Raw genomic sequence first — 19511 nt, 5'->3', positions numbered from 1 at the left:
CATGGCCACCCAACGACTCGGTCTGATCATGCACGGCGTCACCGGCCGCATGGGCATGAACCAGCACCTGATCCGCTCCATCGTCGCGATCCGCCAGCAGGGCGGCGTGGCGCTTGCCAACGGCGACCGGCTGATGCCGGACCCGGTGCTGATCGGCCGCGATGCCGGCAAGATCGAGGCGCTCGCGAAGGCGCACGGCATCGCGCGCTGGGGCACCAACCTCGACGGCGCGATGGCCGACCGCAACGACACGGTGTTCTTCGACGCCGGCACGACGCAGATGCGCCCGACGCTGCTGGCGCAGGCGATCCGCGCCGGCAAGCACGTCTACTGCGAGAAGCCGATCGCGACCAACCTGTCCGAGGCGCTGGAGGTGTGCCGGCTCGCGCAAGCGGCCGGCGTGAAGCACGGCGCCGTGCAGGACAAGCTGTTCCTGCCCGGGCTGCGCAAGCTCGAGATGCTGAAGCGCGCCGGCTTCTTCGGCCGCATCCTGTCGGTGCGCATCGAGTTCGGCTACTGGGTGTTCGAAGGCGACCTGCAGCCGATCCAGCGGCCGTCGTGGAACTACCGGCAGGAAGACGGCGGCGGCATCATCCTCGACATGGTCTGCCACTGGCGCTACGTGCTGGACAACCTGTTCGGCGAGGTGCAGTCGGTGTCGTGCCTCGGCACCACGCACATCCCCGAGCGCTTCGACGAAGCCGGCCAGCCCTACCGCGCGACGGCCGACGACGCCGTCTACGCGACCTTCCAGCTGGCCGGCGGCGTGATCGCGCAGGTCAACAGCTCGTGGGTGACGCGGGTGCGGCGCGACGACCTGGTGACCTTCCACGTCGACGGCACGCACGGGTCGGCGGTGGCCGGGCTGACCGATTGCCGCAGCCAGGCGCGCGTCAACACGCCGCGCCCGGTGTGGAACCCGGACACCCGCCAGACCATGCCGTTCCTCGATCAATGGCAGGAGGTGCCCGACACCCAGCCGTACGACAACGGCTTCAAGCTGCAGTGGGAGCAGTTCCTGCGCCACGTGGCCGAGGACGCGCCGTACCGCTTCACGCTGCCCGAAGGGGCCAAGGGTGTGCAGCTGGTGGAGGCGGCGCTGAAAAGCTGGAAGGAGCGGCGCTGGGTCGACGTGCCGGCGCTGGCGCTCTGACGACAAAAGGCAACGCAATGAGCCTGACCCCGAACTTGACCCTGCAGCTGCCGCAGCCCGACGGCGGCCTCGCGCGTTACACGCTGTCGGCGCGCGAGCCGTGGCGCGCGCCGGAGCAACCGGCCTTCAACCGCATCGCGTACTCGGCGGCGCATGTGGTGGCCGATGCGCTCGCGCCGGTCGACCCGTGGCTGCAGTGCGCGATCGACTGGGACCGCACCATCGCGTACCGCCAGCGGCTGTGGCGCATGGGGCTGGGCGTGGCCGAGGCGATGGACACCGCGCAGCGCGGCATGGGGCTCGATTGGCCGACCTCGCTGGAACTGATCGCGCGCTCGCTCGATGCAGCGCGCGACGTGCCGGGCGCGCGCGTCGCGAGCGGCTGCGGCACCGACCAGCTCGCGCCCGACGCGGCGCGCGGCGTCGACGACGTGGTCCGCGCCTACGAGGAGCAGATGGCCGCGATCGAGAAGCTCGGAGGCCGGCTGATCCTGATGGCCAGCCGCGCGCTGGCCCGCGTCGCGCGCGGCCCGGACGACTACCTGCAGGTCTACGGCCGGCTGCTGCGCCAGGCGCGCGAGCCGGTGATCCTGCACTGGCTGGGCGACATGTTCGATCCGGCGCTGGCCGGCTACTGGGGCAGCGCCGACGTCGACCGCGCGATGGACACCGCGCTCGCGGTGATCGAGGCCAACCCGGCCCAGGTCGACGGCATCAAGATCTCGCTGCTCGACAAGGACCGCGAGATCGCGATGCGGCGCCGCCTGCCGCCCGGCGTGCGCATGTACACCGGCGACGACTTCAACTATGCGGAGCTGATCGCCGGCGACGGTGTCGGCAGCGCGCCGACGCAGCGGCAGAGCGATGCGCTGCTCGGCATCTTCGACGCGATCGCGCCGGCCGCGAGCGCGGCGCTGGCCGCGCTGGCCGCGCACGACCGCAGTCGCTTCCACGCGATCCTCGCGCCGACGGTGCCGCTGTCGCGCCACATCTTCAAGGCGCCGACCCGCTTCTACAAGACCGGCGTCGTCTTCATGGCGTGGATCAACGGGCACCAGGATCATTTCGCGATGGTCGGCGGGCAGCAGAGCACGCGTTCGCTGCCGCACCTGGCGGAGCTGCTGCGGCTGGCGGACGCGGCCGGGCTGGTCGAGCAGCCGGAGCTGGCGGCGCGGCGCATGCGGTATCTGCTGGGCCTGCATGGCGTGGATGCCTGAGGTGAACACCGCATGAGGGACTTCAGCGCCGACCACCGCTGGCTGTCGATCAACACCGCGACGGTGCGGGCGCAGTGGCCGCTCGACCGCATCGTGCTGGAGTGTGCGACCCGGGGCATCCGCGCGATCTCGCCATGGCGCGACCAGGTGGCCGCGGCGGGGCTCGACAAGGTCGCGGGCCTGGTGCGGGACACCGGCATCGAGTTGTCCGGGTACTGCCGCGGCGGCATGTTCCCGGCGGAGGACGCGCCGGGGCGGCAGCGCGCGCTGGACGACAACCGGCGTGCCATCGACGAGGCCGTGGCGCTGAACGCCCGCTGCCTGGTGCTGGTGGTCGGCGGGCTGCCGGGCGCGCTGGCGGGCCGGGCCGCGCACAAGGACCTCGGCGCCGCGCGGGCCGAGGTGCACGACGGCATCGCCGCGACGCTCGAGCATTCACGCCGTGCCGGCATGCCGCTGGCGATCGAACCGCTGCACCCGATGTACGCGGCCGACCGCGCCTGCGTCAACACGATGGAGCAGGCGCTGGACCTGTGCGATGCGCTCGACCCCGACCGCAGCGGCGCGCTGGGGGTGGCGCTCGACGTCTACCACGTGTGGTGGGACCCGAAGCTGCAATCGCAGGTCGAACGCGCCGGCCGCGAGCGGCTGATGGCCTTCCACGTCTGCGACTGGCGGTTGCCGACACGCGACCTGCTGAACGACCGCGCGATGATGGGCGACGGCGTGATCGACATCCCGCGCATCCGCGGCTGGGTCGAAGCCGCCGGCTACGCGGGCTACAGCGAGGTCGAGATCTTCTCCAGCGAGGACTGGTGGAAGCGGCCGGGCGGCGAGGTGCTGGACACCTGCATCGCGCGGCACCGCAGCGTCGTCTGAAAACCCGGATCGAAAGCCCGGGCGCGTGCCCTAGACTCGCGCCGTCTGCACTGACGGTTGCGTCTTCATGAACAAAACGGCCAAGCTCCTGGTCACGCTCGCACTGCTGGGAGGTTTTGGCGCTGCACTCTGGTTCTCGCTGCGCGGCCACCCGGCGCAGCAGGCCACCGCCGAGGCGGTCGCGGCGACCGAGCTGAACGGGCTGATCGCGGTCGACGTCGAGGACTTCTTCAAGAATCCGCGCGTCGTGCAGGTGCTGGCCGCGCACCGCTTGCCGGTGCAGGTGACCCGCATCGGCAGCCGCGACATGGCCGCCCGGGTGCTGCCCGGCGCCACCCTCGATTTCTTCTTCCCGTCCGGCGTGGTGGCGGCGACCCAGGTGACCGAGGCGGGCCGCAAGGCCGGCATCGCCACCGCGTCGTACTCGCCGTTCCACACGCCGCTGGTGATCGCTTCCTGGGAGCCGATCGCGAAGATCCTGGTCGACAACGGCATCGCCCGCCCGCTGCAGCCGCAGGTGTACGGCGTCGACATGGACAAGCTCACGCAGCTGATGCTGGCGCGCAAGCGCTGGAAGGACCTGAAGCACGCCGCGGCCTACGACGTGAGCCGCAGCGTGCTGGTATCGACCACCGACGTGCGGCGCAGCAACTCGGCGGCGATGTTCCTCGCGCTGGCCAGCAACGCCGTGAACGGAGACACCGTCAGCGACCGCGACACCGCGCGCCGCACCGCGCTGCGGCTGGCCGAGCTGTTCAAGCGCCAGGGCTACCAGGAGAACTACGTCAATGGCAATTTCGAGGACTACGTGTCCCAGGGCATCGGCAAGACGCCGCTCGCGTGGATCTACGAGAACCAGATCGTCGGCCATGCGCTTGCCAAGGGCGGCATCGGCGGCGGCATGGTGCTGCTGTACCCGCAGCCCACCATCACCAACAAGCTGGTGTTCGTCGCCACCAGCGAACGTGCCAAGGCGCTCGGTGCGCTGTTGTCGAACGATGCCGAGTTGCAGGGCATCGCACTGCAGCACGGCTTTCGCATCGCCGATGCCGAGCGCTTCGCGAAGGCCGTGCAGCCGACCGGCCTGGCGGTGGAGACCCGCCTCACGCAGGTGGTGGATCCGCCCTCGTTCGAACTGATGGCGGAAATGATCGACGTGGTGACCAAGGAGATGGGTCAATGAGGTTTGCCCTGCGAGTTTCGCTTCTGGCGCTGTTGTGCATGGCGCTGGCCGGCTGCGACCGGCCCGCGGTCGACACGGCGGCCGCGCCGCCACCACCACCACCCGCGGCCCCGGCGCTGCAGGTGCTGGCCACCACCGACCTGCGCGACATCGAGCCGCTGCAGCAGATGGTGCTGAAGGCGACCGGCGTGAACCTGCAGTTCCGCTTCGGCGGCACGATGGAAAGCACCGAGGCGGTGCTGAACGGCCAGTCGGGTGCCGACCTCGCGTGGTTCGCCAACGCCAAGTACCTGCTGTCCGACGCGCAGGGCCAGTCGCGCGTGAAGCTGCAGGAGAAGATCATGTTGTCGCCGATCGCGCTCGGCCTCAGCGAATCGGCGGCCCGCCAACTGGGCTGGGACCGGCCGGAGCGCGCCGCCAAGGTGACCTGGAAGGACATCGCCGCCGCCGCGAAGGCCGGCAAGCTGAGCTACGCGCTGTCCAACCCGGCCACCTCGAACCAGGGTTTCATGGCCTTGCTGGGCGTGGTGGCGAGCGCCGCCCAGAAGACCGACGGACTCGGCGCGGCCGACGTCGACCGCGGCGCCATCGCAGCCTTCCTGAAGGGCTACCGGCTGCCCGGCGACAACTCCACCTACCTCTCGGAGAAGTTCATCGAGCGCCAGGGCGTCGACGTCAACGCCTTCATCAACTACGAGAGCTGGCTGCTGGGCCTGAACCAATCGGGCAAGCTGCGCGAGAAACTGCTGCTCGTCTACCCGCACGAAGGGGTGAGCACCGCCGACTACCCGCTGCTGCTGCTGAACGATGCCCGGCGCGACGACTACCTGAAGGTGGTCGCGTACCTGAAGGGCGAGGCGGCGCAGACCTGGCTCGCGCGCCAGACGCTGCGGCGGCCGGTGGTGCCCGAGGTGGCCGAGAAAGTGGCCGACATCCTGCCGCGCGACGCGATGCGCATCGAGCTGCCGTTCTCGCCCGACCGCGCGCTGGCCGACGGCCTGATCGACGCCTACCTGAACGAGTTCCGCCGGCCGATCGCGTCGACGTTCGTGCTGGACACCAGCGGCAGCATGGAGCGCGACGGCCGCCAGCAACAGCTGATCCAGGCGCTCGACTACATCGCCGGCGTCGACCGCTCGCTGACCGGGCGCATCGCGCGGCTGACGAACCGCGAGCGGCTGTGGATGCAGCCGTTCTCGGACAACCCCTACGACCTGCAGCGCTTCGAGATCCCGGCCGGCGCCCCGGCGGCCCGCGGCGTGCAGGTGATCGAGGACAGCGAGGCCAAGCAGAAGGCGCTGGCGCAGGTGCGAGCCTTCGCGGCCGGCTTGAACATGCGCGGCGGCACCGCCTTGTTCGACGCGGTGCTGAAGTCGCTGAAGAACATGGCCGACGAGAAGCAGAAGCACCCCGGCTACCAGTATTCGGTGGTGGCGTTCACCGACGGCGAGAGCAACAAGGGCCGCACCTTCGAGGAGTTCAGGCGCGACTACGAGCAGTTGCCGGAAGACGCCCGGTCGATCCCGGTCTTCATGGTGCTGTTCGGCGACGCCAACGAGAAGCAGCTGCGCGAACTGGTGAAGGTGACCGGCGGCCGGCTGTTCGATGCGCGCAAGACGCCGCTGTACGGCGTGTTCAAGGACATCCGTGCCTACCAGTAGCTCGCTCGGCAACCGCCTGCTGGGCGTGCTCGCGTCGGCACCGAACTGGATCGGTCTCGGGCTCGCAAGCATCGCGCTGGTGCTGAAGGGGCTCGGCCTGCTCGGCCATGCCGCGCTGCCGCTGGCGGTGCTCGGCTACGCAGCCGGGTTCGTGGCCGGCGGGCTGTGGCTGGGGTTCCCGTCGCTGTCGCGGCCCGGCTGGGAGGCCCTGCAGTTCAGCGACGACGGTGATACGCGCGAGGCGATGGAGCGTGCGCTGCAGGGCGTGCGCGGGCTGACGCAGTACAACCCCGACGACCGCCTGCCCGCGAGCCTGCAGACCCGCGTGCTGGAGCTGTGCAAGGCGCTGGACGCGCTGCGCCGGCAGTGGGAGCGCTCGCGCGGCCACCTGTCGCTCGACGACGGCTTCGACGCACGCCGCATCGCGATCGTCCACCTGCCGGAGGCGTTGAACGCCTACCTGTCGATCCCACCGTCGTATGCCCGCACGCGCGTGTTGTCGAACGGCAAGACCGCGCTCGACACCTTCGCGCAGACGCTGGCGCAGCTGGAGGCGAACGTGGCGCAGCTCGCGGACGACCTGGCATCGCAGGACGCGCAGGCCTTCCTCACGCACTCGCAGATGCTGTCGCGCGAGCTCAGGCCGCCGCCAGCACCGTCCGCCGAACCCGCCGCACGTTGAACGCGCTCGCGATCAGCACGCCCTGCACCACCGCGATGCCCAGCCACACCTGCGCCGGCCGGTGCAGGTCCATCAGCGTGCCGAACAGCAGCGGCGCAATCGCCTGGCCGATGTCCAGGCCCGAGTAAACGACGCCATAGACGCGGCCGGTCGCGTTGTCGGGCGCCGAGCGCTTGACGATCAGGTCGCGCGACGGCCCGGCGATGCCGGCCGCGAAGCCCATCGCACCGAACAGCACCGGCACCGCCAGCGCCGGGATCGTCGCGAAGCCCAGCACCAGCGCGAGCGCCGCCGCGACGCCGAAGCCGGCCCCGACGATGCGCTCGCAGCGCGCCGGGTCGGTCACCAGGAAGCCGCCGACCACCATGCCGCCGGCACTGCACACCATGTAGACCGTCAGGCAGATCGCCGCCAGCTGCGTCGGCACGTCGTGCAGCAGCCGGGCCGCCTCGGGCGCGAAGGCCTGCACGCCGCTCAGCGCCATCGCATAGAAAAAGAAGAACGCGAAGCACATCCAGACCGCCGGGATCTGCAGGAAGTCGAGGCTGCCGCCCACCGGCTGGGCTGCGGCCGCCTTCGCCGGCGCCACCGTGTCGAGCGCCAGCTTCTCGCGGTTGAACCACAGCACGATCAGCACCGCGAACGCCAGCACGCCGGCACAGGCCAGCGCGACGCGCCACGAGTACGCCAGCGTCAGCGGCACCAGCATCGCCGGCGCGAGCGCCCAGCCCAGGCTGCCGGTGATGCCGTGCACGCTGAACGCATGGCCGAGCCGCGACGGGTGCACCTTGCGGTTCAGCAGCGTGAAGTCGACCGGGTGGAACACCCCGTTGCCGATGCCCGCCAGCACCGAGAACGCCGCCAGCATCCACCAGCCGGTGCTGATCGAGAAGCCGAAGGCCGCCAGCCCCAGCAGCGCCAGCCCGGCGAACAGGATCGGCCGCGGCCCGAAGCGGTCGACGATGAAGCCCGACAGCGCCTGCGTGATGCACGAAACGACGAAGAAGATCGACATCAGCAGCCCGAGCTCGGCATAGCCGACGTTGAAGGCGTCCTTCAGCCACGGGAACAGCGGCGCCAGCAGCAGCTGGCTGAAGTGACTGATGCTGTGCGCCAGGCCGACGAGGCCGATGACGGTGGCGTCCTTGCGCAAGGCGGGTGCCGGGGCGGCCAGGGTGTTCATGCAGGAGTTCGGCAGGTGGAGTCGAGCCCCGATGGTAGGCAGTGACGAAGCGGCCGGATTGCGATAGCCTGTCAATCCCTGTCGAGATCCTGCCAACCCGGGCCGCTCACCCATGTCCACCCCCACGCCGCCGATCGGTCCGCTGACGCCGCACCTCTACACGCCGACGCCGCAGCGCCCGCTGCGCGCGAAGAAGCACCACCTGAGCACCGACACCCGGGTCGTGCCGCACGACCACCCGTGGGCGCAGGTCGCGCTGTCGTCGACCGGCGTCGTGCGGCTGACGATGGAGCACGGCACCTACCTCGTGCCGCCGTCGCGCGCGCTGTGGATCCCGGCCGGCATGGAGCATGCCGTCAGCGTCGTCGAGGATGCCGACCTGCGCACGCTGTACCTGCTGCAGCCGCGCGGGCGCAGCGGCCCGGGCGTCGCGCCAGCCGAGCAGGCGCCGTGGCGGCAATGCCGGGTGCTGGAGGTTTCGGAGCTGCTGCGCGCGCTGGTGCTCGAGATGAACGTGCAGCCCGACGGCGGCGGCCCGCCGCTGGGCCCCGACGCGCTGCGGCGCGAACAGCGGATCAGCGCGCTGGTGCTGGACGAGCTGCGGCGCGCCCGCCCGGTGCGGCTGGGCGTCGACCTGCCGGCCGACAAGCGGCTGCGCACGCTGTGCGAGGCGGTGCTCGACGATCCGACCCGCCATGCCACGCTCGACGGCTGGGCGCGCGACACCGGCGCCAGCCCGCGCACCGTCGCGCGGCTGTTCCGCCAGCAGCTCGGCACGACCTTCGTGCAGTGGCGCCAGCAGGTGCTGCTGGCCAAGGCCTTGTCGATGGCGGCGCGCAAGCAGCCGATGGGCGTGATCGCCGCCGAACTGGGCTACGCGAGCGCGAGCGCCTTCAGCGCGATGGTGCGGCGCTCGGTCGGCGCGCCGCCGAGCCGTTTCTTCAGCTGACGCCGGCGACGGGCGGGCAATCCCTGCCCTCGAAAGGGGTAGTCAATGTGGGGATGCCCGCGGGCAGGCAGCACCCTAGACTGCACAGCACTCAACTGCCGGGAGCACCCATGTTGTCATCGCTGTTCGGAGACCTGCGAGACCTCAAGGGCGACGGCCGGGACGAACCCGCGCTGCCCGGCCAGGTGGTGGCGTCCGACGGCGGCGAGCCCCGTTCCCCCGGTTTCGCCGCCACGTCGATCATGGAGACCATCGCGACCGAGGTGAACGACCAGGGGCAGATGGTCGACCGCCACCTGCGCGACCTGGTCGTCACCGGCTCGTCGGCCCAGGCGATCCGCGAGCACTTCGCGGCCACCCGCGCCGACCTGGAGACCGCCTCCCGCCACATCGCGCTGCACGACCCGACCGGCGTCTGGGCCAGCGCGGTCGTGAAGGCGCTGTCGGACGCGAGCGGCCGGCCCATCGAGCGGCTGCACCTGCGCGAGCACACCACGCTGCGCACGCTGGCGATGATCGAGCGCACCACGCTCGAACGGCGCGACGAAGGCCTGCTGCGCATCTACCACGCCGACGTGCGCGCGCCGGGCCCCGACAACGCGGCGATCCCGATCGCGCTGATGGAGCGCAGCCACATGACCGCGGTGATCGTCGGCGCGATGCAGCCGCACGCGGTCGACGGCATGCTGAACACGCTGTACGGCGCGGTGAACCAGCCCGGCTGGCGCTGCCCGACGCTGCTCTTCATGCTGCCGCCGAACGGCGTCTGGATCGCCAACAAGATCGGCATGATCCAGTGGCCGCAGCGGCTGAAGGTGCAGGTGCTCAACGAATCGCTGTCGAGCGCGTCGGCGGTGTGGAACGCGCTGCTGGGCCAGTGGAACCGCGTGAAGACCGAGCCGGTCTGGGGCCCGCCGCCGGTCGCCGCGCTGGCATCGGTACAGGGACCGGACGGCTTCCCGATCAAGGTGGCCGACCTCGACGCGGCTGCCGCGGCGGCCGCAACGAGCGAGGCGACCCGCAGCAATGCAGTGCTGAAGGCGCCGGTGCGCCCGCTGCTCGACCCGCAGCGCGCGGCGCATGCGCTCGACGCGATGCTGCTGGTCGACGGCCTGATGGGCTGCGCGGTCGTCGACACCGCGACCGGCCTGGTCGTCACGCACAAGGTGCGCGACGAGCACCCGGTCGACATCGAGCTGGCCGCCGCCGCCTGCACCCAGGTGCTGCGCGTGCACGACCGCCACGCGCGCGACATGGGCCTGTCCGATGCGGTGCACGAGATCATGACCAGCACGCCGACGCGCCACCACCTGATCCGCTCGCTGTCGCGGCACGGCGGGCTGTTCCTGTTCGCGCTGCTCGACAAGCAGCGCAGCAACCTGGCGCTGGCGCGCTACAAGCTGATGGAGGCGGAGCAAAGCCTGTCCTGAGAAGGGTTGCGGGGCTTCGATAACATCCGGGGATGAGCCAAGACGTCCTCTTCGACTACCCGCTGCAAGACGCAGCCGGCGCCACCTGCACCGCCCACGCCTGGGCCAAGGTGCCCGAACCGCTGACGCCCGCCGGCCGTGCCGATTACAAGGCCCGCGCGAAAGCGCTGCTGGCCCAGCACGACGCGGTGCTGGTCGCCCACTACTACGTCGACGGCGACCTGCAGGACCTGGCACTCGAAACCGGCGGCCTGGTCGCCGATTCGCTCGAGATGGCGCGCTTCGGCCGCGACCACCCGAGCAAGACGCTGGTGGTCGCCGGCGTGCGCTTCATGGGCGAGACCGCGAAGATCCTGAGCCCCGACAAGCGCGTGCTGATGCCCGACCTCGACGCGACCTGCTCGCTCGACCTCGGCTGCCCGCCCGACGACTTCGCCCGCTTCTGCGACGCCCACCCCGACCGCAAGGTCGTCGTCTACGCCAACACCAGCGCCGCGGTGAAGGCGCGCGCCGACTGGATGGTCACCAGCTCCTGCGCGCTCGCGATCGTGCGCCACCTGAAGGACCGCGGCGAGAAGGTGCTGTGGGCGCCCGACCGCCACCTCGGCCGCTACATCCAGGAAGAGACCGGCGCCGACATGCTGATGTGGAACGGCGCGTGCATCGTGCACGACGAGTTCAAGGGCCTGGAACTCGACCTGCTGAAGGCCGAATACCCCGGCGCGAAGGTGCTGGTGCACCCGGAGTCGCCGAAGTCGGTGGTCGAGCAGGCCGACGTGGTCGGCTCCACGTCGCAGCTGCTGAACGCGGTGCTGCAGATGGATGCGAAGCACTTCATCGTCGCCACCGACAACGGCATCCTGCACCGCATGCGCCAGCTCGCGCCCGGCAAGGTGCTGGTCGAAGCGCCGACCGCCGGCAGCAGCGCCACCTGCAAGAGCTGCGCGCACTGCCCGTGGATGGCAATGAACGCGCTGCAAGGCGTTGTCGCGTGCCTGGAGCACGGCAGCGGCGAGATCCATGTCGACGAGCCGGTGCGCAGCCAGGCGCTGGGCTGCATCGACCGCATGCTCGACTTCGTGAAAGCCAACCCGTCGAGCACGCAGAAGCTCGGCATGGTCAAGAACATCGGTGCCGCATGACGATCGCCTTCGAATCCGACGAAACGCTGGAACAGGCCCGCGCCCGCAACATCCGCGATGCGCTGGCCGAAGACATCGGCCGCGGCGACTGGACCGCGCAGCTCGTGCCGGCCGGCCGCCGCGTGCGCGCCCGCGTGCTGGTGCGCGAGGACGCGGTGCTGTGCGGCCGCGACTGGTTCGACGGCTGCGTGCGTGCGCTCGACCCGCAGGCCGCGATCGACTGGCACGTCGACGAAGGCGCGCGCATGGCGCCCGACACGCTGGCCTGCCACATCGAGGCCGACGCGCGCGCGCTGCTGTCGGCCGAGCGGCCGGCGCTGAACTTCCTGCAGCTGCTGTCGGCCACCGCGACGGTCACGCGCCGCCATGTCGACGCGATCGCCGGCGCGTCGCCGAACCCGCGCGGCTGCGCGATCCTCGACACCCGCAAGACGCTGCCCGGGCTGCGCCTGGCGCAGAAGTACGCGGTGCGCATCGGCGGCGGCCAGAACCAGCGGCTCGCGCTGTGGCACGGCATCCTGATCAAGGAGAACCACATCGCCGCGGCCGGCGGCGTGGCGGCCGCGTTGCGCAATGCGCAGGCGCTGAAGGCCGGCGTCGACATCCAGATCGAGGTCGAGGACATCGCACAGCTGCGCGAGGCGCTGGACGCCGGCGCGGTCAGCGTGCTGCTCGACAACTTCGACGAGGCGCTGATGCGCGAGGCGGTGGCCGTGACGGCCGGGCGCGCGCTGCTCGAGGTCTCGGGCAACGTGCAGCTCGACCAGGTGCGCGGCATCGCCGAGACCGGCGTCGACCGCATCTCGATCGGCCGGCTGACCAAGGACGTGCGGGCCACCGACTACTCGATGCGGGTGCTGGAGCGGATCTGACTGCGGGTGAGAGTCCGCGTCGGCGCGGACTTTTGCCGCACTCTCGGGATGGCCGGCGCGGCCCGCACTGACTACAGTCGATGGGACATCCTGACCGAACGGCGGACCCCATGAGCGCAGACTTCGACACGATCTTCAACTACCACGAGCGCGCCGTCTTCGAGGCGGTGGCCGCGGCCGCCACCCAGCACCCGCACCTGCATGGCAGCGAGCTGCTCGCCGACATCGCCTGCGTTGCGCTGAACCGGCTGCCGCCGCGCTACATCCGGCATGCGGTCGATTTCTCGTTCTACCTGAGCGAGAAGGAGCGCCACGTGATCGAGGTGGCGATCACCGAGGCAGTCGATTTCGCGTTCCAGTTCGTGCTGGCCCGCACCGCGATGAAAGCGCGGAACTAGCTTCGGCTGGCCGCGGGGCGCACCAGGATCGACGGGAAGCTCACCGGCAGCGTGCGCGGGAAATCGCGGCTGAAATGCAGCCCGCGGCTTTCGTGCCGCATCAGCGCCGAGCGCACGATCAGCTCGGCGCAATCGACCAGGTTGCGCAGCTCCAGCAGATCGCGGGTGACGCGGAAGTTCGCGTAGTAGTCGTCGATCTCGCTGCGCAGCAGGTCGATGCGGTGCAGCGCCCGCTCCAGCCGCTTGGTGGTGCGCACGATGCCGACGTAATTCCACATCAGCAGGCGCAGCTCGTCCCAGTTGTGCGCGATCACCACCTGCTCGTCGGCGTTCTCGACCTGGCTCTCGTCCCAGGCCGGCAGCCCCGGCTGCTCGCTCGGTGCGTGTTCCAGGATGTGGTCGGCGCAGGTCTTGCCGAGCACCACGCATTCCAGCAGCGAATTGCTGGCCAGCCGGTTCGCGCCGTGCAGGCCGGTGTAGGTGGTCTCGCCGACCGCATACAGCCCCGGCAGGTCGCTGCGCCCGTGCAGGTCGCTGACGACGCCGCCGCAGGTGTAGTGCGCCGCCGGCACCACCGGGATCGGCTGGGTCGTGATGTCGATGCCGAGCTTCAGGCAGCGGGCGTAGATGGTCGGGAAGTGCTCCTTCAGGAACTCGGCGCCCAGGTGGGTCGCGTCCAGCAGCACGTAGTCGACCCCGTGCTTCTTCATCTCGAAGTCGATCGCGCGGGCCACGATGTCGCGCGGCGCCAGCTCGCCGCGCGGGTCGTGCGCCTGCATGAAGCGGGTGCCGTCGGGCAGCAGCAGGTGGCCGCCCTCGCCGCGCAGCGCCTCGGTGATCAGGAAGCTGCGCTCCTGCGGGTGGTACAGGCAGGTCGGGTGGAACTGGATGAACTCCATGTTGCCGACGCGGCAGCCGGCCCGCCAGGCCATCGCGATGCCGTCGCCGGTGGAGGTGTCGGGGTTGGTCGTGTAGCGGTACACCTTGCCGGCACCGCCGGTGGCCATCACGACCGCCGACGCCGCCAGCGTCTCGACGCGCTGCTGGTCGATGTCGAGCGCGTAGATGCCGTAGCAGCGCGGCAGCTCGTCGCGCTTCAGGTGGCGGGAGGTGATCAGGTCGACCGCCATCCAGCGCTCCAGCAGGCGGATGTTCGGGTGGCGCTTCACCTCGTCGAGCAGCACGTCGTGGATGGCCTTGCCGGTCGCGTCGGCGGCATGCGCGATGCGGCGCACCGCATGGCCGCCTTCGCGCGTCAGGTGCAGGCCCAGCGGGCCTTCCGGGTCGGGCGAGAACGGCACGCCGCGCTCGACCAGCCATTCGATCGCCTTCGCACTGTGCTGCGCGATGAAGCGCGCGGTGTGCTCGTCGACCAGCCCGGCGCCGGCGTCCTGCGTGTCGCGCACGTGCGACTCGATGCTGTCGTCGGTACCGAGCACGCCGACGATGCCGCCCTGGGCCCAGGCGGTCGCGGCCTCGTCGAGGTTGCGCTTGGCGAGCACCACGACCGGCCGGCTCTGCGCGATGTGCAGCGCGACGGTCAACCCCGCGAGGCCCGCGCCGACGATCACGACCGGCAGGGAAGAAACAGCTTCAGCGCGCGACGGGGCCATGAGGCGGACGCAAAGTGGGAGGTGGGCGATTCTATCGGCGCGCCCCTGCACCCGTCGCGCGCATGGCAAAGGGCCGTCCGCGCGTCAAGCCCCGAAGTTGACGGAGGAAGGAGCGGTTTTTTGCGACGTTTGCCCCTGTCACATCCTGAAACAAGCTCCTACACTGCCACGCACGCCTGTTGACGTCGACGGGCCGTTGGTGAAACACAGAGCAGGCCCATGTCGAGCATTCCCCCCTTTTCCACCGGCAGCGATCCCCAGGGTGGAGGCGCCGACGACGGCTGGCAGGCGACGCGGGCGCAGACCTCGGTGGCCACCGAGCTGCTCGCCGACGCCGACGACGAGTCGCCCGACGAACAGCGCGACATCGGCCGCCAGGTCGGCGCCGACCAGCGCGAGCTGTTCGTCTCGTGCGATCCGGCCGAGGCGCTGCAGCAGCAGTTCGAGCTGCTGCAGCCCGACTACATCGCACTGCACGACGTGGGCACCGTGTCGTCGCGCAAGCTGCTGGCCGGCGTGGCCACCGCGAGCAACCGCACGCTGCAGAAGCTCGTGATCCGCCGCCAGGGCTACGGCACGCCGCTCGCGACGCTCGAGTTCGTCGATTTCCCCGGCGCCGACGGCAGCCTGCTGCGGCTGTACACCACGCAGGCCGATGCCGACACCGTGGCGCGCCAGGCGCTCGCGCGCGTGCTGATGGGCTACAGCCAGCTGGCGGTGCTGATGGTCGGCGCGCTGCCGGCCCACCTGCTCGAATCGACGCTGAAGCCGCTGCACGAGGCGATGGTCACCGGCCCGTGGTTCAACCGGCACATGCTGCTGCTGCCGCTGACGGCGGCCACCGCCACGCTGACGAGCTTCGCCACCGACATGGGCCGCGGCACCGGCGTGAACGTGCGCACGACGCCGCAGGTCACGCGACCGGCCGACGCCTGGGGTTTCATCAGCGGCACCTGGAACAAGCTGCGCGAGCAAGGCGTCGGCGCGCGCCCCGCCCGGCCGGCACCGGCGCCCGGGCCGACGTCGATGTCGCCGATGGCGCCGCGGCCGATCGGGTCGTTCTCGCCGTCGGTGCCGCCGCCGCCGGCCGCACCGACGCCGACCTTGCCGCTGGCCACGCCGCCCGCGGTGGCCTACCCGACCTCGTACGCGCCGATGCCGCCGACCCGGCCGGTCGCGTCGACGCAGGCCGATTCACCGCTGCAGCGCTACGTGAACCAGCTGATCGAGCTGACCGGCATGGTCAGCTGCTGCGTGTTCGACATCGCCAGCGGCCGCGACCTGGTGCACGCCGGCGCGCGGCCTTCGGCCGACACGCTGGCCCAGCATGGGGCAGCGCTGCTCGGCGCGATGACGGCGACCGCACGCACGATGGGCCTCGGCCATGCGATGCCGGAGGCCGCGATCACGCTGGGGTCCCACCACCTGCTGCTGCGCGCGGTGCCGAACCATCCCGGCCTCGCGCTGCATGCGGTGCTCGACAAGACGCACGCGAACCTGACGCTGGTGCGGCTGCAGGTCGTGCGAATGGACAACCTGCTTGAGGGTTGACGGCCCCCCAGTCGCTTTCGCTCCTGCCCCCGAGGGGCGCCACCCGGCGGCCCGGCAAAGCCGGTTCCGCGGGCGTTGCTTGATCAATGCACGACTCGTTCGAAGCTGAACTCGGTGCCGGCAACATCAACCGGGATCACGTCCTTCGGCCCGAACCGGCCCTCGAGGATCAGCTTCGAGACCGGGTTCTCGATCTTCTGCTGGATCGCCCGCTTCAGCGGCCGCGCACCGAACACCGGGTCGAAGCCGACCTGGGCCAGCGCGGCCAGCGCGGCCGGCGACACGTCGAGCTTCATCTCCAGCTTGTCCAGCCGCAGCTCCAGCGTCTTCAGCTGGATGCGCGCGATCGCCTCGATGTTCTTCGCGTCCAGCGAATGGAACACCACCGTCTCGTCGATGCGGTTCAGGAACTCCGGGCGGAAATGCTGCTTCACCTCGGCCCACACCGCCTCGCGGATGGCCTCGGGGTCCTGCCCGGCCATCTGCATGATCTGGTGCGAGCCCAGGTTGGACGTCATCACGATCACCGTGTTCTTGAAGTCCACCGTGCGGCCCTGGCCGTCGGTCAGGCGGCCATCGTCGAGCACCTGCAGCAGCACGTTGAAGACGTCCGGGTGCGCCTTCTCGACCTCGTCGAGCAGCAGCACGCTGTAGGGCTTGCGGCGCACCGCCTCGGTCAGGTAGCCGCCCTCGTCGTAGCCGACGTAGCCGGGCGGCGCGCCGATCAGCCGGCTCACCGAATGCTTCTCCATGAACTCGCTCATGTCGACGCGGATCAGGTGGTCTTCGCTGTCGAACAGGAAGCCGGCCAGCGCCTTGCACAGCTCGGTCTTGCCGACGCCGGTCGGCCCGAGGAACAGGAACGAGCCGGTCGGCCGGTTCGGGTCCGACAGGCCGGCACGCGAACGGCGGATCGCATCGGCCACCGCGGTGATCGCCTCGTCCTGCCCGACCACGCGCTCGTGCAGCTTGCCTTCCATCTGCAGCAGCTTCTCGCGCTCGCCCTGCATCAGCTTGGACACCGGGATCCCGGTGGCGCGCGCGACCACCTCGGCGATCTCCTCGGCGCCGACCATCGTGCGCAGCAGCTGCGGGCGGCTCGCGTCGGCGCCCTTCTTCACTTCGGTGGCCTGCGCATCCTTCAGCGCCTTCTCCAGCTCCGGAAGCTTGCCGTACTGCAGCTCGGCGACCTTGTTGAAATCGCCCTTGCGCTTGAACTCCTCGATCTGGAAGCGGATGCGGTCGATCTCTTCCTTCACATGGGCCGAGCCCTGGGCCGCGGCCTTCTCGGCCTTCCAGATCTCCTCGAGGTCGGCAGCCTCGCGCTGCAGGCGCTCGATCTCTTCCTGGATCAGCCCGAGGCGCTTCTGCGAGGCTTCGTCCTTCTCGCGCTTGACGGCCTCGCGCTCGATCTGCAGCTGGATCAGCCGGCGGTCGAGCTTGTCCATCGCCTCCGGCTTGGAGTCGATCTCGATCTTGATCTTGGCGGCTGCCTCGTCGATCAGGTCGATCGCCTTGTCGGGCAGGAAGCGGTCGGTGATGTAGCGGTGGCTCAGCTCGGCCGCGGCGACGATCGCCGGGTCGGTGATCTCGACGCCGTGGTGCACCTCGTACTTCTCCTGCAGCCCGCGCAGGATCGCGATGGTGGCCTCGACCGTCGGCTCGCCGACCAGGATCTTCTGGAAGCGGCGCTCCAGCGCGGCGTCCTTCTCGATGTACTTGCGGTACTCGTCCAGCGTGGTCGCGCCGATGCAGTGCAGCTCGCCGCGCGCGAGCGCCGGCTTCAGCATGTTGCCGGCGTCGATCGCGCCTTCGGCCTTGCCGGCGCCGACCATCGTGTGGATCTCGTCGATGAAGACGATGGTCTGGCCTTCGTCCTGCGCGACTTCCTTCAGCACCGACTTCAGCCGTTCCTCGAACTCGCCGCGGAACTTGGCACCGGCCAGCAGCAGCGCCATGTCGAGCACCAGCACCCGCTTGCTCTTCAGCGAATCGGGCACCTCGCCGGCGACGATGCGCTGCGCCAGGCCTTCGACGATGGCGGTCTTGCCGACGCCCGGCTCGCCGATCAGCACCGGGTTGTTCTTGCTGCGGCGCTGCAGCACCTGGATCGCGCGGCGGATCTCGTCGTCGCGGCCGATCACCGGGTCGAGCTTGCCGTTGCGGGCGCGCTCGGTCAGGTCGAGGGTGTACTTCTTCAGCGCCTCGCGCTGGCCTTCGGCATCGGCGTTGTCGACCTTCTGGCCGCCGCGCACCGCGTCGATCGCGGCTTCGAACGCCTTGCGGGTCAGGCCGTGCTCCTTGACGAACGGGCCGATCGACGACTTGGCGTCGGTCGCGGCCAGCAGGAACATCTCGCTGGCGATGAACTGGTCGCCGCGCTTGGTGGCCTCTTTTTCAGACGCCTGCAGCAGTGCGCCGAGCTCGCGGCTGGCCTGCACCTGCTCGCCGCCCTGCACCTGCGGCAGCTTGCGCAGCTCGGTGTCGAGCGCGGCCTGCAGACGGCCGGTGTTGACGCCAGCGCGGTCGAGCAAGGCCTTCGGCCCGTCGGTCTGGGCGAGCATCGCGGCCAGCAGGTGGGCCGGCTCGATATAGGGGTTGTCGCGGTTCAGCGCGAGGCTCTGGGCCTCGCCGAGCGCTTCCTGGAACTTGGTGGTGAGCTTGTCGAGTCGCATGGGACGAATCCTCCGATTGCAGGGGATTTGAGGGGATCGTCCCGGATTTCAAGCTAAGCGAGAACAACCCTCGCCAGCTTGTATCCGATGCCCGCACAGGCCAGCGACCCCAGGACATGGGCCAGAGTGTGGCCGACGGCGAGCACCCATTCGTTGCGCTGGATCAGCGCGAGCGATTCGCCGGAGAACGACGAGAAGGTGGTCAGCCCGCCGAGAAAGCCGGTCACCGCCAGCAGCCGCAGCAGTTCGTTCGGGCTGCGCTGGAACCAGTACAGCGCGACGCCGATCAGCAGCCCGCCGGCACAATTGACGAGCAGCGTGCCGAGCGGAAACCCCGCCCATTGCGCGTTCAGCCACAGCCCCGCCCACCAGCGCAGCAGCGCGCCGAAGACGGCGCCGGTCGCGACCGCCAGCACCTGCAGCCCGGTGATGCCGGCCGTCATGGCGCAAGGTTCCCGCTGTCGATGCCCCAGCGCCGCAGCGCGGCATCGTCGTGGCTGCGGGCATCGACCCAGCGCGCGCCTTGCGGCGTGTGCTCCTTCTTCCAGAACGGCGCTTGCGTCTTCAGGTAATCCATCAGGAACTCACAGGCTTCGAAGGCTTGGCCACGGTGGGCCGACGTGACCGCCACGAGCACGATCTGGTCCTGCGCATCGAGCATGCCGACGCGGTGGATCACGCGCGCGGCGCGGATGTCGAAGCGGGCCGTCGCGGCATCGATCATCGCGTCGATCGATGTCTCGGTCATGCCGGGGTAGTGCTCGAGCTCCATGCGGCTGACGTCGGCGCCGTCGCTGCGGTCGCGCACCGTGCCGACGAACGCGACCACCGCGCCGACGCCACCATCGCCGGCACGCAGCCGGGCCACCTCGGCGCCGAGGTCGAAGTCGTCGGTCTGGATCGAGACACGCGCAGCGCTCATG

The 19511-nt window shown here is 70.2% G+C and carries 17 protein-coding genes; 12 read left to right on the top strand and 5 right to left on the bottom strand.

Translation table 11 applies throughout. The annotated features are described in order from the left end of the window. Position 1 precedes the first annotated feature (1 nt). From ASC98_RS18700 to ASC98_RS18675, 6 genes are all read left to right on the top strand, one after another. Positions 2-1153, top strand: coding sequence for a Gfo/Idh/MocA family protein (locus tag ASC98_RS18700; RefSeq protein ID WP_056814522.1), 1152 nt, complete (start codon positions 2-4; stop codon positions 1151-1153). A 17-nt stretch (positions 1154-1170) separates the two neighbouring features. After that, positions 1171-2370 (top strand): dihydrodipicolinate synthase family protein, encoded by a 1200-nt coding sequence (locus ASC98_RS18695; RefSeq protein ID WP_056814518.1) that lies wholly within the window; start codon positions 1171-1173, stop codon positions 2368-2370. A gap of 12 nt (positions 2371-2382) precedes the next feature. Then, positions 2383-3249 (top strand): sugar phosphate isomerase/epimerase, encoded by an 867-nt coding sequence (locus tag ASC98_RS18690; RefSeq protein ID WP_056814515.1) that lies wholly within the window; start codon positions 2383-2385, stop codon positions 3247-3249. 67 nt (positions 3250-3316) lie between these two features. After that, the gene (locus ASC98_RS18685) at positions 3317-4432 is read left to right on the top strand and encodes a substrate-binding domain-containing protein (RefSeq protein ID WP_056820315.1); all 1116 of its coding nucleotides are present in this window, start codon (positions 3317-3319) and stop codon (positions 4430-4432) included. Beyond that, positions 4429-6093, top strand: a complete 1665-nt coding sequence (locus tag ASC98_RS18680; protein ID WP_082541674.1) for a VWA domain-containing protein — start codon at positions 4429-4431, stop codon at positions 6091-6093. Before ASC98_RS18685 ends, ASC98_RS18680 begins: the two co-directional genes overlap by 4 nt. After that, on the top strand, positions 6080-6775 hold the full coding sequence (locus ASC98_RS18675) for a hypothetical protein (RefSeq protein WP_056814504.1): 696 nt from the start codon (positions 6080-6082) through the stop codon (positions 6773-6775). The genes ASC98_RS18680 and ASC98_RS18675 overlap by 14 nt, the downstream gene beginning before the upstream one ends. Here ASC98_RS18675 and ASC98_RS18670 read toward each other — a convergent pair. Then, complete coding sequence (locus tag ASC98_RS18670; protein ID WP_056814501.1) at positions 6732-7958, bottom strand: MFS transporter; 1227 nt, start codon at positions 7956-7958, stop codon at positions 6732-6734. The genes ASC98_RS18675 and ASC98_RS18670 overlap by 44 nt on opposite strands. Positions 7959-8070: 112 nt before the next feature. Between ASC98_RS18670 and ASC98_RS18665 the strand changes: the two genes are divergently transcribed. From ASC98_RS18665 to ASC98_RS18645, 5 genes are all read left to right on the top strand, one after another. Further along, complete coding sequence (locus tag ASC98_RS18665; RefSeq protein WP_056814496.1) at positions 8071-8907, top strand: helix-turn-helix domain-containing protein; 837 nt, start codon at positions 8071-8073, stop codon at positions 8905-8907. A 110-nt stretch (positions 8908-9017) separates the two neighbouring features. Continuing rightward, positions 9018-10337: a hypothetical protein gene (locus ASC98_RS18660; RefSeq protein ID WP_056814494.1), complete on the top strand. Its 1320-nt coding sequence runs from the start codon at positions 9018-9020 to the stop codon at positions 10335-10337. Between the two features lie 32 nt (positions 10338-10369). Further along, on the top strand, positions 10370-11479 hold the full coding sequence (gene nadA, locus ASC98_RS18655; protein ID WP_056814492.1) for a quinolinate synthase NadA: 1110 nt from the start codon (positions 10370-10372) through the stop codon (positions 11477-11479). Further along, positions 11476-12351: a carboxylating nicotinate-nucleotide diphosphorylase gene (gene nadC, locus ASC98_RS18650; RefSeq protein ID WP_056814489.1), complete on the top strand. Its 876-nt coding sequence runs from the start codon at positions 11476-11478 to the stop codon at positions 12349-12351. The genes nadA and nadC overlap by 4 nt, the downstream gene beginning before the upstream one ends. A 110-nt stretch (positions 12352-12461) precedes the next feature. Continuing rightward, positions 12462-12749: a late competence development ComFB family protein gene (locus ASC98_RS18645; RefSeq protein WP_056814486.1), complete on the top strand. Its 288-nt coding sequence runs from the start codon at positions 12462-12464 to the stop codon at positions 12747-12749. On the opposite strand, the gene nadB is transcribed toward ASC98_RS18645, so the two are convergent. Further along, entirely contained in the window at positions 12746-14362 is a 1617-nt protein-coding gene (gene nadB, locus ASC98_RS18640) for an L-aspartate oxidase (protein WP_056814483.1), read from the bottom strand. The genes ASC98_RS18645 and nadB overlap by 4 nt on opposite strands. Positions 14363-14581: 219 nt before the next feature. On the opposite strand from nadB, the gene ASC98_RS18635 reads away from it, so the two are divergent. Beyond that, positions 14582-15913, top strand: coding sequence for a hypothetical protein (locus tag ASC98_RS18635; protein WP_056814481.1), 1332 nt, complete (start codon positions 14582-14584; stop codon positions 15911-15913). Between the two features lie 83 nt (positions 15914-15996). Here ASC98_RS18635 and clpB read toward each other — a convergent pair whose 3' ends face one another. From clpB to ASC98_RS18620, 3 genes are read right to left on the bottom strand one after another with little or no spacing between them, the layout of a single operon-like run. Then, a complete protein-coding gene (gene clpB, locus ASC98_RS18630; protein ID WP_056814478.1) occupies positions 15997-18588 on the bottom strand; it encodes an ATP-dependent chaperone ClpB in 2592 nt (863 codons plus the stop codon). 53 nt (positions 18589-18641) lie between these two features. Then, positions 18642-19031, bottom strand: coding sequence for a fluoride efflux transporter CrcB (gene crcB / locus ASC98_RS18625; protein ID WP_056814476.1), 390 nt, complete (start codon positions 19029-19031; stop codon positions 18642-18644). Then, complete coding sequence (locus ASC98_RS18620) at positions 19028-19510, bottom strand: molybdenum cofactor biosynthesis protein MoaE (protein WP_056814474.1); 483 nt, start codon at positions 19508-19510, stop codon at positions 19028-19030. The genes crcB and ASC98_RS18620 overlap by 4 nt, the downstream gene beginning before the upstream one ends. Between the last annotated feature and the right edge of the window lies 1 nt (position 19511).

Source organism: Rhizobacter sp. Root1238, assembly GCF_001425825.1.
GTDB lineage: Bacteria > Pseudomonadota > Gammaproteobacteria > Burkholderiales > Burkholderiaceae_C > Rhizobacter.
Note: the sequence above shows the minus strand (reverse complement) of the source record. Positions and strands in the feature narration are given on the sequence as shown.

Coding starts and splice junctions, on each gene's coding strand:
- ASC98_RS18700 (WP_056814522.1), top strand. CDS start 2: ATGGCCACCCAACGACTCGGTCTGATCATGCACGGCGTCACCGGCCGC.
- ASC98_RS18695 (WP_056814518.1), top strand. CDS start 1,171: ATGAGCCTGACCCCGAACTTGACCCTGCAGCTGCCGCAGCCCGACGGC.
- ASC98_RS18690 (WP_056814515.1), top strand. CDS start 2,383: ATGAGGGACTTCAGCGCCGACCACCGCTGGCTGTCGATCAACACCGCG.
- ASC98_RS18685 (WP_056820315.1), top strand. CDS start 3,317: ATGAACAAAACGGCCAAGCTCCTGGTCACGCTCGCACTGCTGGGAGGT.
- ASC98_RS18680 (WP_082541674.1), top strand. CDS start 4,429: ATGAGGTTTGCCCTGCGAGTTTCGCTTCTGGCGCTGTTGTGCATGGCG.
- ASC98_RS18670 (WP_056814501.1), bottom strand. CDS start 7,958: ATGAACACCCTGGCCGCCCCGGCACCCGCCTTGCGCAAGGACGCCACC.
- ASC98_RS18665 (WP_056814496.1), top strand. CDS start 8,071: ATGTCCACCCCCACGCCGCCGATCGGTCCGCTGACGCCGCACCTCTAC.
- ASC98_RS18660 (WP_056814494.1), top strand. CDS start 9,018: ATGTTGTCATCGCTGTTCGGAGACCTGCGAGACCTCAAGGGCGACGGC.
- nadA (WP_056814492.1), top strand. CDS start 10,370: ATGAGCCAAGACGTCCTCTTCGACTACCCGCTGCAAGACGCAGCCGGC.
- nadC (WP_056814489.1), top strand. CDS start 11,476: ATGACGATCGCCTTCGAATCCGACGAAACGCTGGAACAGGCCCGCGCC.
- ASC98_RS18645 (WP_056814486.1), top strand. CDS start 12,462: ATGAGCGCAGACTTCGACACGATCTTCAACTACCACGAGCGCGCCGTC.
- nadB (WP_056814483.1), bottom strand. CDS start 14,362: ATGGCCCCGTCGCGCGCTGAAGCTGTTTCTTCCCTGCCGGTCGTGATC.
- ASC98_RS18635 (WP_056814481.1), top strand. CDS start 14,582: ATGTCGAGCATTCCCCCCTTTTCCACCGGCAGCGATCCCCAGGGTGGA.
- clpB (WP_056814478.1), bottom strand. CDS start 18,588: ATGCGACTCGACAAGCTCACCACCAAGTTCCAGGAAGCGCTCGGCGAG.
- crcB (WP_056814476.1), bottom strand. CDS start 19,031: ATGACGGCCGGCATCACCGGGCTGCAGGTGCTGGCGGTCGCGACCGGC.
- ASC98_RS18620 (WP_056814474.1), bottom strand. CDS start 19,510: ATGAGCGCTGCGCGTGTCTCGATCCAGACCGACGACTTCGACCTCGGC.